The organism is Streptomyces sp. NPDC006339 (assembly GCF_040612775.1).
GTDB lineage: Bacteria > Actinomycetota > Actinomycetes > Streptomycetales > Streptomycetaceae > Streptomyces.
The window spans coordinates 39718-56171 of record NZ_JBEXQW010000013.1 but is presented as its reverse complement, the minus strand read 5'-3'; the positions used below and the strand labels follow the sequence as shown (position 1 = coordinate 56171).

The window sequence follows — 16454 nt, the reverse complement described above, 5'->3', positions numbered from 1 at the left end:
CCGGTGACCAGGAAGCGTTCAGGCCCCCGGGGTCCCCGCGCGCGGAAGATCCGTGATGCGGGCGGTCGTCGTGGGCCGCACTCTGGAGCCATGCCGGATAGCGCCAGTCCGACGGGACCGCCACGGGGACCACAATGGGGGCAGCCGTCCTCGCCGCCTTCCTCGCCGAGGGCTGGCCGTGGCCGCCGATCCGTGCTGACGCACTCCCTGGCGGCTCTCGGCGGGCTCCTCGTGGGGGTGCTCATCGCCCTCGTGGGCTCAAGCGGCGGCACCGAAACCGGTGGCTCTCAGCCGCCTGCGGCCCCTGACAGCACGACGGCAGGTCCTCAGACCCCGCCGCCCGCCTCCACTCCCTCCCAGACGGCTCCGGCCCGCACACCCGCCGAGCAGCGCGGGACGACGAAGGCCACCGCACAGGAGATTCCTGGTGACGGCACGTTTCTCGTCGGCTCCGAGGTCCAGCCCGGCACTTACCGCAGCGCCGGACCCGCCGACGGACTGGCCGACTGCTACTGGGCCCGTCTCAAAGGCACCACGGGTGAGCTCGGCGACATCGTCGCCAACCACGCCGGCAAAGGCCCGGCCACCGTCACCATCCTCGCCACCGACAAGGCATTCCAGACTTCCGGCTGTCAGACCTGGAAACGACTCACCTGACGGTTCGGCCTCGGAAGCGCGTGGCTGGCCGTCCCGTTCCGAGGTGAGTCTCCGCTCGCCTGAGCACATTGCAACACATGTGAGCGTTGAGGTGTGGACGCGGCCGGGCCGGGCACTCGTACGGCCACACCGGCGGAATCGATCGTGACAGGCCGGTCGGAGAGTACGCCGAGTCGTCCAGAAGGAGGCGCCGTGACGGTCCGGATCGGGGTCGAGGAAGAGTTCCACGTGATCGATGTCGAGAGCGGGGAACTGGCCCCACAAGCCGATGCCGTCCTCGGCAGACTAGGCCGGCGGGCGGAAGGCTGCACGCGCGAGTTCGCCCAGTCCGTGGTGGAGGCGAACAGCGGGGTGCACCAGAACCTGGAGGACCTGCGCGCGGACCTGGCCGCGTCACGGGCCCGGCTCGACAGGGCCGCCTCCTCCCAGGGCCTGGCGATCGCGGCCGCGGGCACCGCCCCGCTGACCCGGCTCGGCACCGTGCCCACCACCTCCGACGAGCGCTATCTGCACATGGCGGACGAGTACCGGCGCCTCGCGGACGAGCAGCTCATCTGCGGTGCGCAGGTGCACATCGACGTCCCGGACCGGGACACCGCCGTCCGGGCCATGTGTGCCATCACCCCGTGGCTGCCGCCGCTCCTGGCCCTGTCCGCCAGCTCTCCCTTCTGGCTCGGCGCCGATACCGGATACGCGAGCTGGCGCACCATGGTCTGGCAGCGCTGGCCCACCTCCGGCCCGCCCGCATGCTTCGCCGGTGCGGAGGACTACGACCGGACCCTGGACGAGCTGGTGCGCTCGGGCGTCATCAGCGACCCCGGGATGATCTACTACGACCTCCGCCCGTCGGCCCACCTGCAGACCCTCGAACTGCGCATCTGCGACGCCTGCCCCCGCGTCGAGACGGTGGTGCTGATCGCCGCGCTCTTCCGGGCGCTGGTCACCGAGGCATGCGAGAAGGTCCGGACCACCGGCAGCGCGGGGTGCGACGGCCGGCACGAATGGCTGCGCGCCGCCACCTGGCGGGCCGCTCGCTCCGGTCTCGAAGGGGACCTGGTCGACCCCGTCACCCGGCTCGCGGCCCCCGCGCCGGAGGTCGTACGCGGCATGCTCCGGCGGCTGCGCCCGAGGCTGGAGGAGTACGGGGACCGGGAGGTCGTCGAGGCCCTGACCGAGGAGGCCCTGGCGCGCGGCAGCGCGGCCCACCGCCTGCGGCGGAAGGCCGCCGAGGAAGACCTGCTCGCGGCCGTGGACGACGTCCTCGCCCAGACGCGGGGGGAGACGCTCCGCCCCGCTCGCGGCCGTCGGGACCGCGGACGCGTCCGAAGCCTGCACCCCCGGCGGGACGGCTGGACGGCGGCGAGCGCCTAGCACTCCGCGAGCCCGCCCCACCGCCGCCCGCGTCGAGACCCCCTGCGTACCCGAACCGCATCGCCATCCGAGCAAGGAGCAAGATCATGCGAAAACCTCACGCCCCTTCCCCGTGCCCCGCGCACGTCACCTTCGCCCTGGGAGGTCCGGCGTGTGCGGCCTGAGCGGAGAGATACGCTTCGACGGCGAGCGGCCCGACCTGGCCGCCGTGGAGCGGATGACCGACCGGCTCGAGGCCCGAGGGCCCGACGGTCAGGGCCTGTGGTCCCGGGGCGCCATCGCCCTCGGACACCGGCGGCTGAAGATCATCGACCTGTCGGACCGCGCGGCCCAGCCGATGACGGACGAGGAAGCGGGCCTCACCTGCGTCTTCAACGGCTGCGTCTACAACTACGAGGAGCTGCGGGAGAGACTGCGGCACCTGGGACACCGCTTCCGAACCACCTCGGACACCGAGGTCGTGCTCAGGGCGTACCGCGAATGGGGCACCGACTTCGTCCAGCACCTCGTCGGCATGTTCGCGGTGGCGATCGCGGAGCACGCCACCGGCAGGCTGGTGCTCGCCCGTGACCGGCTGGGCATCAAGCCCCTCTATCTGGCGGAGCGGCCGGGACGGCTGCGGTTCGCCTCCACGCTCCCCGCCCTCCTCGCGGCCGGCGACGTGGACACGTCGCTCGATCCGGTCGCCGTGCACCACTACATGAGCTGGCAGTCCACCGTCCCCGCCCCGCGTACCGTCCTCGCCGGCGTGCGCAAGCTCCCGCCCGCCACCGTGCGGGTGGTCGAGCCGGACGGCTCGCGACGGGACCACCGCTACTGGCAGCCCTCCTACACCCGCCGGAGCGAGTACGCCGGAATGGACGCGCAGGACTGGCGCGACGCCGTCCTCGCGGCGCTGCGCACCGCCGTCCGCCGCCGGATGGTCGCCGACGTACCGGTCGGGGTCCTGCTCTCCGGCGGCCTCGACTCCAGTCTGATCGTCGCCCTGCTCGCCGAGGAGGGGCAGAAGGACCTGGCCACCTTCAGCGTCGGCTTCGAGTCGGAGGCCGACGAGGAGGGCGACGAGTTCTTCTACTCCGACCAGGTGGCGCGGCGCTTCGAGACCGACCACCACCAACTGATGGTGCCCTCCGACCGCGTGTCCACCGCCCTCGACGGCGCGGTGGCCGCCATGAGCGAGCCGATGACGAGCCATGACGTCGTCGCCTTCCACCTCCTGTCGGAGCTCGTCGCCAAGGAGGTCAGCGTCGTCCAGAGCGGCCAGGGCGCCGACGAGGTCTTCGCCGGATACCACTGGCACCCGGCCATGGCCGAGGTCTCCCGCGAGGAGGCGGCCGAGCGCTACGTCCAGGCATACTCCGACCGGCCGCACGCCGAGCTGGCGAAGATCCTGCAGCCCGGCATGCTGGCCGACGGCGACCCGTCCCGGGAGTACATCCGTACGCACATGGCCGCTCCGGGCGCGCAGACCGCCCTCGACGCCGCCCTGCGCACGGAGGCACACGTCATGCTCGTCGACGACCCGGTCAAGCGGGTCGACAACATGACCATGGACTGGGGTCTGGAGGCCCGGGTGCCGTTCCTCGACCACGAACTCGTCGAGCTCGCCGCGGCCTGCCCGCCCGAACTCAAGCTGGCCCAGGGCGGCAAGGGCGTGCTGAAGGACGTGGGGCGCACGGTGCTGCCGGTGGACATCGTCGACCGGCAGAAGGGCTACTTCCCCGTACCGGCCATCCGCCGGATGGCCCCGCCGGTCCTGCAACGGGTGCGGGACGCCCTGTCCGCGCCCGCCGCGCGCCGGCGCGGTCTCTTCCGGGACGACTACGTCGCCGCACTCCTCGAAGCGCCCGACGACCACCGTACGAACCGAGGGGCCAACGCCCTGTGGCAGGTAGCGTTGCTGGAGATATGGCTGCAGACGCACGGCATCGACTGACCTCCGAGAGCCCGGCGGCCGCCCCCGCGACACAGCCGCTGGCCGCGGCCGCCGGCCCCCCGGACGCCCCCAGAGGACTGGCGGCGCACGCCTGCTGGTACCCGTCCGCGGACCCCGGCGGCGAGCGTGCGACCTTCATCTGCGACCGCGGGGGAGTACCGCAACTGTGGGCGGGCCCCGTGGGCGGGGAGGAGGAGGCACGCCTCCTGGACGCCGGTCCTGACCATGTCACCGAGGTGTCCTGGTCGCCGGACGGCCAGTGGATCGCCTACACCGTGGCCCCCGGCGGCAGCGGCCACACCCGGGTGCTGTGCGTCCGCCCGGACGGCTCGGACCGCCGGATCATGTCCGGCGCCGAGCCGGGCTCCTCGGCGTACCTGGGCTGCTGGACCCGGGACGGCTCGGCGCTCGCGGTCACGATCGCGGAACCCGTCGCCGACCGGCCCGACCTGCTCTCCCTGGCCGAACGCCCCGTGGGCTGGACCGAGCGGGACGGCCACGCCACCCTCCTGGATCCCGGAGGCTACGGCGCCGAGGACGGCGGCCCGCCGGTCCACGACCGCCTCACCGCCTACCTGCTCGATCCGTCGGGGACCACCGCGCCCGTGCTCCTGGCCGACGAGACCGAGGCGGCGACGCTGCGGGTGTGCGACATCAGCCCCGACGGGCGCCTCGCCCTGCTGCGCCGCGGGCCGCGCGGAGGCCGCGAGGCGGTGGTGGTGCGCCTGTCCGACCGGACACAGGTCTGCACGCTGCCCGTGGCGGACGGCGACCCGTGGATCGGCCGCTTCTCGGCGGACGGCCGTACGGTGTGGCTGCGCAGCGACCACGAGCGCGAGTTCGCGGCGCTGCTCGCCCTGGACCTCGACGAGACGGGAGCGCGCACCGGCCTCCGCGTGGTCGCCGAACGACACGACTGTGATCTGGAACTGCTCGCCTTCGTCGAGGACGGCCGACGGGCCGCGTTGGCGTGGAACGTCCGGGCCACCAGCGAACTGGAGACCGTGCCGCTGACCGGGGAGGGCACGGCGCCGTACCCGCCCCGGGCCGTGGAGCCGGCGCACGAAGTGGTCACCCGTGTCACGCCCGCCGGGCCGTACGGGATGCTGCTCGCCCTGTCGGGATCCCAGCGGCGGCCCGGGGTGTGGCACGTGCCGGGCACGGCCGCCGCCGTACGCACCCCGTGGACGGCCCCGGACGCCGAGACCGTCCCGCCGGGGCCTCCCCCCGTACGGCCGGCCCCCCTGCGCCCAAGGGCCCGGGACGGTCTCCTCCTGGGCGGCTGGTACCACCGGGCGCCCGGCCGCGGGCCCGGGGAACCGGCGCCGTGCGTGCTGCACCTGCACGGCGGCCCCGAGGACCAGGAACGCCCGGTCTTCGCACCGCTCTACCACGAGCTGCTCGGCCGGGGCCTCGACGTCTTCGCCCCGGACGTCCGGGGCTCCTCGGGCTGGGGCCGCTCCTTCCGCGACGCCGACCTCGGCGAGGGGCGGTTCGCGGCGATCGCGGACGTGGCCGACTGCGCGGCGCACGTGATCGAGGCCGGTCTCGCCGACCCCCGCCGCCTCGCCGTCATGGGCCACTCGTACGGCGGCTACCTCACCCTCGCCTCCCTCGTGTGGCACCCCGAACTGTTCCGTACCGGCGTCACCGTCTGCGGCATGTCGGACTTCGGCACCTTCTTCGCCGGCACCGAGCCGTGGCTGGCGAAGTCGGCGGCCCACAAGTACGGGCACCCCGACCGGGACCGGGCGCTGCTGCACGCCCTGTCCCCGATGAGCCGCGTCGACGCCCTCCGGGTCCCGCTGCTCGCGGTCCACGGCGAACACGACACCAACGTCCCGCCGCGCGAATCCGAACAGATCGTCCAGGCGGCCCGGGAACGCGGCCTCGAAGCCGAACTGCTCCTCCTCCACGAGGAGGGCCACGACTTCCGCCGCGCGGAGAGCCGCCGCCTCTTCCGGCGCACCGCCGCGGACTGGCTCCAACGGTGGCTCGGCGCCTGAGCGCCGGGCAACGATGGACGGTCCGACTCCGGGCCCGGCCGTATCCCGTGCACCGGGGCACGCGTCCACCGGGGCACCCGGGCACCCAGGCGGGCGGGACAAAAACGTGGGGGCGGCCCGTCGTCGAACGCTTCGACGGGCCGCCTGAGGTGGGTGGGCTACTTGCGTCTGCCTCGCATGATGATCAGAAGTCCGACCACGAGACCTACGACCAGTACCCCGAGGGCAAGCCCTGTGGGCAGGCTTGCGAATCCCGAGCGAGCGAGCTCCATGTTTCGTACCCTCCCTTGTCTACCGCCTACCGACTACCGTCTACGCGACCACGCCGGCTGCCGCGCCCATGCCCCAGTACCCCAGTCCGATGGATCGGTCGAGCGTCTTTCCGGCACCGAGCAATTTGCTGGCGACGCCGACCTTCCCGCCCACGAAACCGACCACTCCGGTCATCGCGATCTTCGATCCGCTCTCCCCGTTGGCCGCTGCTCCCGCCATCTCCAGTCCCGCGGAGGCAACCGCGAGGCCGCCTGCCACCAGCGCGCCGCCGGGGATGAAGACGGAGGCGAGCCCCAGGGCGGTGCCGGCCAGCCCCAACCCGTCTCCGAGGCTGAACAGGCCGGTGGGGTCGATGCGGTTGACGGGGTCGCCCTCGGCGTAGAGGTAGGGATTCTTCTCCTGGCCGGAAGGATCGGGGCTGGTGAATCGGCCGATGTGGGGATCGTAGTAGCGGGCGGCGAAGTGGTAGAGGCCGGTGGCGTCGTGGTAGCCGCCGGCGAACTGGTACGGCTGCGGGACCTGTTCCGAGGTTCCGGCACGCTGGACGCCTCGGGGGCTGTAGGAGTACGTGTTGACCTTGGTCCCGGCCTCGTCGGCCAGTGCCACGACCGAACCGAGCGCGTCGGTGAGGTAGTAGTAGGACTTGCCCCCGGTGGTCATGGAGTTCAGGGTGCCCCCGGGCTCACGGTTGAATCCCATGTCCACGCCGCCCACGCTCTTCGCCGACAGGCCGAGGGGCCCGTTGTGGAAGAACGTGTCGCCCAGCTTGATCCGCTCGCTCTGGTCCGTCGAGCCGTACTGACCGGCGTAGGTCTTGCCACCCACGGTGACCGACGTCATCTGGGAGTGGTCGGACCACGTTGCGGCCGTGCGGGTGCCTTCGGGGGTGGAGGCACCGGCGGTCTCGTTGCCGACCTTGTCGTAGGACCAGTTCGTGGCGACGCCGTTCTTCCCGGTGATCTGCTGGGCGTCGTTGATCGTGTAGGTGGTGCCGCGAGGGCAGCCCGGGTCGACGCCCTGGGAGGTGAGGTTGCCGGCCAGGTCGTAGCAGTACTGCCAGGACGAGTTGAGGGTGGTGCCCTTCTCCTCCTTGGCGTAGGAGAACCGGCCGGCACCGTCGTAGGTGTAGGTCGTCTTCATCCCCGCGACCGCGTCCGTGCGGGTCCGGATCTTGTCACCGTCCTTGAGCGGGGTGGTGGCGTTGGCGTCGTGGTCGTAGCCGTAGGTGTAGGCGAGATCGACCAGCGTGCCCTTCGGGGACGTCGCCCGGATCTTCTCCGGTCGGTTCGACTTGTCGAGCGTGACCTCCTGGGCGGTGCCACCGGGGTACGTCGTCTTCGTGCGGATGTCGTTGTTGTTGTACGTGTACGTGGTGACCCTGCCGGTCGGATCCTTGAACTGCTTGAGGCTGTTGACCTCGTTCCAGGTGTAGTCCGTGAGACCCGCCGGGTCCTCATAGGTGTCCACGTTGCCCGCCGGCGTGTAGGTCAGGCGTGTCTGCGAGCCGTTCTGCAAGGTGCGCACGGTCTCGCGCGACAGCGGGTCGAACTCGTACGTGATGACCCCGGTGCCGTCGGAGCGCTGGGTGAGGTTGCCGTCGCCGTCGTAGGCGTAGGTGACGGTGGCGTAGCCGGAGGTGTCGACCTTGGTGATCCGGTCGCGATGGTCGTAGGTGTAGAGAGTCGTGACACCGCGACCGTCCTTGACGGTGACGGGACGGCCCAGGCCGTCGTAGGTGTACGTCGTCACACCGAGCGGCGCGGGCGGAGTGACCCTCGTCAGATCGCCCTTCGCGTCGTACGTGAAGGATGTGGAGACCGACTTGGTCGACGACATCTTCGTCGTGACCTTGCAGCGCTGGCCCTCGAACCCACCGCACGTCGGTGTGGCGGGGTTGTAGTCGAAGGACTGCGTGCCGCCGCCGGTACCGGTCACAGCGACCGACTTGGTGTTGCCGGCCGTGTCGTACGTGTAGTCCGTCTTCTCCCCGTCGGCCGTGGTCATGCTGCCGGGAAGGTCCGCCCCCGACAGGGTCTGATAGCCACTCAGGGCCGACGTGGCACCGGTGGGCAGCTTCGCCGAGGTGAGATTGTTGCGTGTGTCCCAGCCGTAGGTGGTCACGTTCCCGCCGACGCCGCCGACGCCCATCGCGTCCGTCGCGGTCTGGACGTTGTTGTTCGCGTCGAAGGTCCTGGAGCGGGAACGGCCGAGCGCGTCGGTCACCTTGGTGACCTTGCCGTCGCCGTCGTGCTCGTACTTCGTGGCGTGCTGCTCGGGGTCGGTGACCGTCGTGGTCCCCGCGTCCCAGGGATAGACGCCGGTGTAGGAGTAGGTGTACGTGGGGCCGGTGTGTCCGGAGCCGCCGGTCTGGGTCGCCCGCAGCATGGAGGTGACGCGGTTCTCGGCGTCGTAGGTGAAGACCGTCACCCGGCCCTCGGGAGTGGTGACCTTCGAAATCCTCCCGTCGGCGTCGAAGGCATAGGTGGTGGTCTTGCCTTCGGTGTCCGTGGTGCGCGCCAGGTTCCCCCCGCCGTCCAGATCGAAGACAGCGGTACGGCCGGTGTGGTCCTTGGCCTGCCACTGGCCGGGGTACGTCTTGAGCAGGTCGATCCAGCGGCCCGAGCGGGTCTCGGTCAGCTTGAAGCCCTTGTGCTCGGTGCCGTCGTCGTGCTGCTCGACGGTGATGGTGCCCTTGTTGCGATCGGTAACCTTCGTCAGCGTCCCGTTCGCGTCGTAGGTGTCCTTGGCGCCGGACTTCCGGTTGGTCAGCGTGTAGGTGCCATCCGCGTTCTTCTTCAGATCCTTCGAATATCCCTTGGGCGTGGTGAGCGTGCCGTCGGCGTTCTTCGTGAAGCGGACCGCGTCACCCGTCGCGTCGTAGACCACGACCTCGTTCGTGAAGACGTGCAGGTAGCGCTCGTACTCCTGCCACCAGCGGTCCGACACCTTGCCGTAAGGCCCTTGCAGCGAGTTGTACGTACGCGCCAGGCGCAGCTTCTGGCCCACCCCGGCGACCTCGAAGTCGGTCGCCGCCAGCATCAGGTTGCCGTTGGACAGGTTGATCCGCGCCACGAGGGAGTCGGTGATACGGAACTCCGAGATCTGATGCCAGGGCACCGACCCCTGCCCCTCCGGCACCCATGTGAGCACGCCCGCATCCGCCGAAGGGGCCGCTGAGAAACGCTGCTCCTTGGAGGACGCCTTCGCCGAGGTGCGTACGCGCTCCCTCTGCGCCGAACGCCAGGCGGCCTCCTCCTTCGAGGGGGGAGCCTCGGCCCGCGAGGCCACCGGTCGGGTCGATCCCACTCTCACGGGCGGGACTTCCAGCGGCGCCGCCTTCTTGCCCCACACCGAGCCGGCCCCCGGATCCGCCGCCGGCGAGGCGGCGAGCGCCGGCAGCGAGGACGCGCCCAGCGCGAGGACCGCAGTCGCTGCCGTCAGGGAGTGTCTTGCCGCCATACGGGCACGCCGAGAAGGCGTGCCGGAAGCACGCGAAGTCATGCACTTCCCCCCACGAGAAGAGTTGTCACAGCGGCCCCATCGGCCACCGGAGCCGCACACGCTGCCACAGCCCGGCTGCGGCGAACCCCGCTCTGCCCTCGAACTCCTCGTACATGCGGGCGATAACCAGACGAAGATCCGAAGCGGATGGTCTTCCGGTATCCGTGTCACATGGCAACAGTTGTCATATGGGCTGGATACGGACCTGTCTGAAGACGGCTGGAAACCGACCGTCACGTCACTGGCGCCCGCAGACCTCGATGGACGGCGCCGGCGATGACGCTGTGGCGGTTTGCCCTCGTCGCCCTCAACAACGACATCCTTGACGACACGCAGCGCCGCCTATCAACGCCCGACGACACGTCGTGAGGCGGACCCCGGCCCGGGCCGGCCCGGCTCCCGGCGACCGGGAGCCGTGCCTCAGCGGATGCCGACGGCGCGGCCCTGTTCCTGGTCCACCGGACCGTGCGCGCCGAACTGCCGTTCAGGGCGAGGCATTCACTCGGGCAATGCGGTCTCACCTGCCGCTTCGCCGAGTGGACGAAGGCCAGGGTGTGGGCCAAGCTCCATCGCCTGGTCCTGGACGAACTCGGCTCCCGAGGCGAGCTCGACTGGTCCCGCTGCGCGATCGACTCGGTGAACATGCGGGCCTTGAAAAGGGGGACCTGACGGGCCCGAATCCTGTCGACCGGGGCAAGTACGGCTCGAAGATCCACTTGATCACCGAGACGACCGGTCTGCCCTTGCCCGTCGGGATCTCGGGGGCGAACCTGAACGACAGCCAGGCCCTGATCCCGCTGGTGCAAGGTATACCGCCGATCCGCTCTCGCCGCGGCCGACGACGGCGCAAGCCGTGCAAGCTCCACGCCGACAAGGGATACGACTACGACCACCTGCGGCGATGGTTACGGCAGCGCGGGATCACCCACCGCATCGCCCGCAAGGGAATCGAGTCCTCGCAGCGGCTGGGCCGCCACCGCTGGACCATCGAACGCACCATGTCCTGGCTCGCAGGCTGCCGCCGCCTACACCGCCGCTACGAACGCAAAGCCGACCACTTCCTGGCCTTCACCAGCATCGCCTGCACCCTCATCTGCTACCGCAGACTCAACAAGACGGACCGTCTTCAGGACGCGTCGGCGTAGGCGAGGTGGACGCCGCAGACGGTGCAGCGGAAGAGCATGGCGGTCGCCCCCTCGCCCAGGTGGGTCAAGAAGTGCTCAAGCTGATTTTCCTCGTGCCAGCCGTCGAGACGCATGTCGGCCCGCAGATGCTCAAGGGCTTCAGGATGCGCCACCAACTCGGTGTACCCGACTTCGCCCACGAAGGCGGCCGCGTCGTGGCAGTGAACGAGCCAGTGCGGATCCTGCCAGGCGTGAAATCCAGGGGTGCGACGGGTCACCGCATGCAAGACGTCCTCGCTGACACCGTCCAGCTCGTAGGAGTCGATGAATTCACCAGCGAAGCGTTCAGCCGCGCTCCCGTCAGCGATGCACCATGGACAGAAACGTCCGCTGACCTCGTGGGCAGAGTAGAAGGTCGCCGTGTAGATCCAGCCGGTGCTGCGGCTGCAGCAGGCGCACGCCTCGGCGGCAGCACGGATCGACCCGCTTGCGAGGGGGTCTGGGTGATAGCGGAAGGAGGGCAGGCTGGCGCTCATCGCCGCTTCCCGATCTGCACCTCGGTGGCCATGCCTATTGACACCATGGTGGGCAGTCTGTCCGTAAGAAGGCCCGCGATCAAGCGGCGACGTCGGACACCTGCCAGCCTAGCCAATTGAGATGGCTTCTAAGTGCTGGAAGACCGACGACAAAAGAGCCTACGTATTCCCACGGCACGGTGACTTTGGCCGCGCTTCGCCTGTGACTCCGCCCCTGATTCCTCAGATGCCCTTCCACAGTAGCCATGCCCGGCGACTCAGTCGTCGGCCGCTACGAGGAGAGTGATCCGTCCATCCGAGCGGTCGACGAGCACGAACTCGTGGAAGTCCTCGTGCACACGCCCCCAGTCATGAATGGCCTCATCCCCGAGCCCGCTCAGATAGTAGATCTGGTGGGCCGCCGCCAAGCGGTCGAACACCTCCTGCTGCAGATCCGCCTCCAGTTCGTAAGGCACGTCCCCAAACTGCTTCACCCACCCCCACAGGAGGTGCGCACTCTTCTCCCGGCTGACGGCTTCGTAGACGTCGGGGGTGACCAGCCTCAGCCAATACGGGCCGTGCCTGGATCCCTCCGGGAGGACTCCGCCGCCCGCGTAGTCGTCCCGGAACTGTTCATGCCCGATGAGCGCCGCGAGCAGTTCCCGGGCGTCGCAGGACTCAGCTGGGATCCGCAGGCGCTTGATGTCGACTCACCTGTAGCCGTGTGCCCTCGGATCTTGGAACTTGTAGCTCCGAAAATTGACGAAGGCACTTGCCTCATGGGTGAGCTGGTTCTCCATAGCGCCACAGTTTAGGAGCCGACCAAGGTCACCTACGGACCCATCGGACAGGCTCTACCCCGGAAGCCTCGTTCGAAGACGTGCAGGTTTCCACCATCACAGGGGTGACCGCCCCGGCGGACGGGGAAGCTTAGGCTGCGGCCTGTGCGAGAGGAACGGGAACTCGGACGGCGCATGCCTTGTTGGCGGAAGCAACAGCGCATGACGAACCGACCACAGTCCCTTGCCGCCGCAGGCCGTTATCAGAAACGGCGCCCAAGGGCTTGTGGAGCACCTTGAAGTCCTTTGCGAGCAACATTGCTAGAGAGAAGTGGTCACGAAGTACCCCCTCTCGTTGGACGTAGTCCATGTTGCGGGCGATGGGGGCGCCACGCATCTTCGACGCCGGCAGCGGAGGACCGGCTCTTCTCGGTGCCCACGAGGCGGACGGTCGCACCCGCTCGTCTGTGTCTGTCGACGGCAGGGATGAAACCGCTCCTCGAATTCTCTTCCCTCCTTGCATGTAGCCGAGTCGGCGCCCAGGAGACCGGAGAGGGCTCCGTTCAGGGGTCCGTCGCGTAGGAGCTCCACCGCAGCGGCCGATCCGACGGCGCCGCTGCGTCGCGTGCCGCGACGACACGGTCGTCGTCGAGCCTGGTCAGGGTCTCGTCGGTGAGCAGCCGGCCGAGCATGTCGGTGTGCACCCCACTGGCTCGGCCCAGTTCGGGCACGCCGAAACCGGCCGCCCAGATGGTGAGCGCACTCGACCGCACCATACCGCTTGCGAGGACGACCGCGTTCGGCCGGAGCTCGGCTACCGGGTCATGCTCGAGCACGGCGACACCGTGCCGGGACAGCCACTTGGCGATGGACCGGCGACCGGGCGAGCTGAACGGCGGCGCCGGGTTCGTGCCGCAGATCGGGGTGACCGCACGTCCTTGCTCGGCCAGTTCGGCGGCGGTCTCGATGCCGGCCAAGCCGCCGCCGACGACGCTGACCTGAGCGTCGAGCGGCACCTCTCCCAGCCTGGTGCGCAGGTGCTGGGCGGGCTCGAACTCACTCAGGGAGAAGGAGAAACCGGTCGGGCCCCGCACTGACGGAGTCGCCACGGTGTTGCCGACCGCGTAGATGACGTAGTCGTAGTCCAGCGTGCGCCCCCACGCCAGTTCCACCGTGCGGGTGGAGGCGTCGATGCGCGTGGCGCTGTCGACGACCAACCGGACCTCGGCGCCGAGCAGCGTGCCGTAGTCCACCTCGGCCTCGCCGGTGCCGGCGACAAACTGGTGCAGCCGCGGCCGCGAGCGTTCCGGCGTAGCCACCGCCGACCACGACACCCTTGTTGTTGGGTGAGCTATGTTCCGTCATGCCCCCCAAGACACCGCAGGCCCGCTGAGACGTGAAACCAGTCGAGGTGACACTAGGCACATCATCACGTTACCGGCGCTACGGGATCGGGTGGCCGATGTAGAGGAAGAGGTCAGGTGTCGGTGGCAGCTTGGCGATGGGCGACCGGCTCGGGCCTGAGCCCGGCCGCCGACGTCGAGCCGGGGCGTGGTCGCGGGGCGTGGGGAGGCCGCCGCCGTCCACGCCGTACGATGACCGCCGTAACGACCCGCCGGAGCCTGTCCCACCCCGCCCCCCGCCCCGTTCCTCATAGTCGGCCCCTAGACCGGGGCAGGCGCTGGCCGGGACCGCGCGCCGTGTCCCCGGCACCGGCGGGCCTCGCTGCGCTGCGGGGGTGTCCTAGAACTTGAAGATGTTCCGCGTCTTCGCGTGCATCTCGCAGTCGTTGCCGTACTGCCTCTTGAATTCCACCGGGCGTCCTTGCCAGGTGCCGTGAGCGGTGGCGATGACGGGGTCGTACAGCAGAATGCATGCGACGTCGCCGGGCGGGGTCTCGATCCTGCCTTCGCTGGCATCCAGATCGGCACAGGCTCGGTCGGGCCTGGGGTGGCTGCCTGCCGCGGGGGAGCACGACAGGACGACCGTCCTGCGGTTCGCCGGTGCGGCGGACTCCCCCGGAGGGGCGTCCTCTGGGCCCGGGTGCTCGATGGTCAGTTCCAGGCGGGTCGTGGGCGCGGGATCGGCCGATGCCGTGCCGGACAGGATGGCGGCGAAGGCACCGCCCAGTACGGTTGCGACGATCTTTGTTCTCATGATCGAGGCAACGACTCGGCAAGCGAGAGGTCACCTTCTACGATCAGCGCCCTGGCAGTGCTCTCGAGGCCCGTGGTCGGGCTGTGTGTACCTGCGTGAGGGCCGTTCGCCCTGCCCACGTCTGACCTTGTCGAGGTGTCGTGTGTTCGTCAGAGCGGCGTCCAGGACCTGGCCGAACGGGTGATGATGCGGAGGGCGAGGAGAGGGCCGGAGTGCGTTGGGGGAGGAGAGCGTGCCGCTCCGCTGCAAGGTCAGCTACCAGCGCTTCCGTATCCACCTCACGACAAGCGCACCTCTCCACGGTCGGCGACCGCCCGGCCATCCTCGCTCGCACGGTCACCGGAGGGATCCGCCGCCCGGACGGCGTCCGGAAGCCCTTTGCCGAGCCCGAACAGTTCCAGCCCAAGACCGTCCTCACCCAAGCCTCACCCAAGGCCAGGGCGAACGCCTGCCGGAGTGGCTCGACGCCGTCTGGCGGAGACCCCCCCAGTCTCCGTACCCTCGCCGCCGGCATCGACCGCGACCTCAACGCCGTCATCGCCGGCCTCGCTCTGCCCTGGAACTCTGGCGTCGTCGAAGGTCACGTCACAGGATCAAGATGCTCAGGTGCGGGACGTTTGGATGTGCCGGATTCGAACTCTTCCGACAACGCGTCCTCACGCCCTGATGCCCTGATGTCCAAGACGTCATTCGATCTGGTATGCCGAGAAGGGCCGGACACCCCAGCCCCACCGCACGGCGACGACCAGGTCCTTGTAGGTGAGCAGGTCCGCGAGCTCGCCCGTCTTGTGATCGATGTCGACGCCGGTGTCGCGGTTGTCCCGCTCGTCGCCGGTGACGGCGTCGAGGACCAGTAGTTCGTCCGTGCCGTCATGCCTGCGGCCGAGGCTACGGGCGAGGACGGTCACGTGGCCGTCGGACGCTTCGAGCGCGAGGGCGCCGCGGCCGGAGTCCAGGTCGTGCCGCCACACCTCGGTGCCCTGCGTGAGGTCGAAGGCGACCACCCGGGTCACGTACTGCTTGCCGCGCTTGGCCTCGGCAACAGCGTAGAGCCGCCCGTCGGCGACGGCCACGAGCTCGGGCCGGTGCGTCAGGAGGGTGCCGTGGCGGCCGGTGGATTCGATCCGGCCCAAAAGCGTGCCGTCCTCGCCGAAGGTGAGGTAGGCCCCCGGCAGGCCGCCCTGTTGGGTTCCGCCGACCTGGACGAGCACCGGATCGGCCGACAGCAGTGTCGCCTGCGCGTCCGTGCCCGGTGTCGGGCGGCCGCCGAGCGGCGTGGACCACCGTTCCTTCCCGTCGGTGCGGTCGAAGGCGGCGAGCCGCAGTTCGGTGCGGCTGCACGTGAGCACGGCGAGGACCTGTCGCTCGCCGGCGGCGACCCGCTCGGGCGCACAACCGGCCGGGACGGCGGCCTTCCAGCGCGGGGTGCCGGTCCGCAGGTCGAAGGCGCGCAGGGCCTCCGTTGCCGGTACGGCCGGCCGGATGCTCTCGAAGTTCCAGAAGTCGTCGGCGTCCCGCAGCACGGCGAGCCCGCCGCCGGCGGCGACCATGTCGGTGAACGACTCCGTCAGGTCGGCTGGGGTCCGCCGGACGTGCCACAGCTCCCGGCCGGTCGTCAGGTCCAGCGCGGCGACGGTCGCGCAGCCCTGACCGCCCGGGCCCCGGTTCCCCCGCGCGAGCAGAAGGACGGAACCGGCCACACGGCGGCCGACGGCACACACATGGTCCTGCCCCGGCGGTGCGTACTGCCAACGCCGCTCTCCCGACCCGGCGTCGAAGGCGGTGACGGCGTCGTAGCGACTGCGGACGAGCGTGTCGCCGACCAGCCAGGCACCGTTGCCGTAGTCCCGGGCGTTGTCGTCGACCGGTGCCTCCCAGACGACGCGCAGCGAGACTTCCAGAGCGGAGCAGCCCGAGGCGGAGCCGAAAACGAGCAGCGCGGCGACGGCCGCGAGCAGGGGGCCAAGCCGCCCGGTCCCCCCACGGTGCCGCGGCCACCGCTCCCGTCCCGGTTTCGTGTCGTCGGTCGTGCGCGCTGCCATACGGATCCCCACCCTGGCTAGAACTGCTCGAAGCTCCGTCAGACTAGGGGACTCACGATCACCCGCGCCGCTCTCGTCCCGTTGCCGCGACGG

The 16454-nt window shown here is 70.1% G+C and carries 10 protein-coding genes and 1 pseudogene; 5 read left to right on the top strand and 6 right to left on the bottom strand.

Annotation, left to right across the window (positions count from 1 at the left end; translation table 11 throughout):
- The first annotated feature begins 192 nt into the window (after nucleotides 1-192).
- The 4 genes from ABZ135_RS13010 (at nucleotide 193) to ABZ135_RS12995 (ending at nucleotide 5970) form a co-directional block, all read left to right on the top strand.
- Nucleotides 193-657, top strand: coding sequence for a hypothetical protein (locus ABZ135_RS13010; protein WP_356694874.1), 465 nt, complete (start codon nucleotides 193-195; stop codon nucleotides 655-657).
- A gap of 192 nt (nucleotides 658-849) precedes the next feature.
- Complete coding sequence (locus ABZ135_RS13005; protein ID WP_356694872.1) at nucleotides 850-2028, top strand: glutamate--cysteine ligase; 1179 nt, start codon at nucleotides 850-852, stop codon at nucleotides 2026-2028.
- A 151-nt stretch (nucleotides 2029-2179) separates the two neighbouring features.
- Nucleotides 2180-3964, top strand: coding sequence for an N-acetylglutaminylglutamine amidotransferase (locus ABZ135_RS13000; protein WP_356694870.1), 1785 nt, complete (start codon nucleotides 2180-2182; stop codon nucleotides 3962-3964).
- The gene (locus tag ABZ135_RS12995; protein WP_356694868.1) at nucleotides 3937-5970 is read left to right on the top strand and encodes an alpha/beta fold hydrolase; all 2034 of its coding nucleotides are present in this window, start codon (nucleotides 3937-3939) and stop codon (nucleotides 5968-5970) included. Before ABZ135_RS13000 ends, ABZ135_RS12995 begins: the two co-directional genes overlap by 28 nt.
- A gap of 312 nt (nucleotides 5971-6282) precedes the next feature.
- On the opposite strand, the gene ABZ135_RS12990 is transcribed toward ABZ135_RS12995, so the two are convergent.
- Entirely contained in the window at nucleotides 6283-9702 is a 3420-nt protein-coding gene (locus ABZ135_RS12990) for an RHS repeat-associated core domain-containing protein (RefSeq protein WP_356694866.1), read from the bottom strand.
- Nucleotides 9703-10257: 555 nt separating this feature from the next.
- On the opposite strand from ABZ135_RS12990, the pseudogene ABZ135_RS12985 reads away from it, so the two are divergent.
- A pseudogene (locus tag ABZ135_RS12985) lies at nucleotides 10258-10889 on the top strand (IS5 family transposase); the annotation flags it as partial.
- Here ABZ135_RS12985 and ABZ135_RS12980 read toward each other — a convergent pair.
- The 5 genes from ABZ135_RS12980 to ABZ135_RS12960 all read right to left on the bottom strand — a co-directional run bounded on the left by ABZ135_RS12980 (nucleotide 10871) and on the right by ABZ135_RS12960 (nucleotide 16361).
- Nucleotides 10871-11404, bottom strand: coding sequence for a CbrC family protein (locus ABZ135_RS12980; protein WP_356694864.1), 534 nt, complete (start codon nucleotides 11402-11404; stop codon nucleotides 10871-10873). The pseudogene ABZ135_RS12985 and the gene ABZ135_RS12980 overlap by 19 nt on opposite strands.
- 257 nt (nucleotides 11405-11661) lie before the next feature.
- Nucleotides 11662-11859, bottom strand: coding sequence for a hypothetical protein (locus ABZ135_RS12975; RefSeq protein ID WP_356694862.1), 198 nt, complete (start codon nucleotides 11857-11859; stop codon nucleotides 11662-11664).
- 866 nt (nucleotides 11860-12725) lie between these two features.
- Nucleotides 12726-13481 carry an FAD-dependent oxidoreductase gene (locus ABZ135_RS12970; protein WP_356694860.1) on the bottom strand — a complete coding sequence of 252 codons (756 nt, stop codon included), beginning with the start codon at nucleotides 13479-13481 and terminating at the stop codon, nucleotides 12726-12728.
- Nucleotides 13482-13905: 424 nt separating this feature from the next.
- Nucleotides 13906-14319 (bottom strand): SSI family serine proteinase inhibitor, encoded by a 414-nt coding sequence (locus tag ABZ135_RS12965; protein ID WP_356694858.1) that lies wholly within the window; start codon nucleotides 14317-14319, stop codon nucleotides 13906-13908.
- A 686-nt stretch (nucleotides 14320-15005) separates the two neighbouring features.
- A complete protein-coding gene (locus tag ABZ135_RS12960; protein WP_356694856.1) occupies nucleotides 15006-16361 on the bottom strand; it encodes a PQQ-binding-like beta-propeller repeat protein in 1356 nt (451 codons plus the stop codon).
- Nucleotides 16362-16454: the final 93 nt, after the last annotated feature.

Excerpts from the sequence above, each read along its gene's own strand:
- ABZ135_RS12995 (WP_356694868.1), top strand. The coding sequence starts at position 3,937 with ATGGCTGCAGACGCACGGCATCGACTGACCTCCGAGAGCCCGGCGGCC.
- ABZ135_RS12990 (WP_356694866.1), bottom strand. The coding sequence starts at position 9,702 with ATGGCGGCAAGACACTCCCTGACGGCAGCGACTGCGGTCCTCGCGCTG.
- ABZ135_RS12980 (WP_356694864.1), bottom strand. The coding sequence starts at position 11,404 with ATGAGCGCCAGCCTGCCCTCCTTCCGCTATCACCCAGACCCCCTCGCA.
- ABZ135_RS12965 (WP_356694858.1), bottom strand. The coding sequence starts at position 14,319 with ATGAGAACAAAGATCGTCGCAACCGTACTGGGCGGTGCCTTCGCCGCC.
- ABZ135_RS12960 (WP_356694856.1), bottom strand. The coding sequence starts at position 16,361 with ATGGCAGCGCGCACGACCGACGACACGAAACCGGGACGGGAGCGGTGG.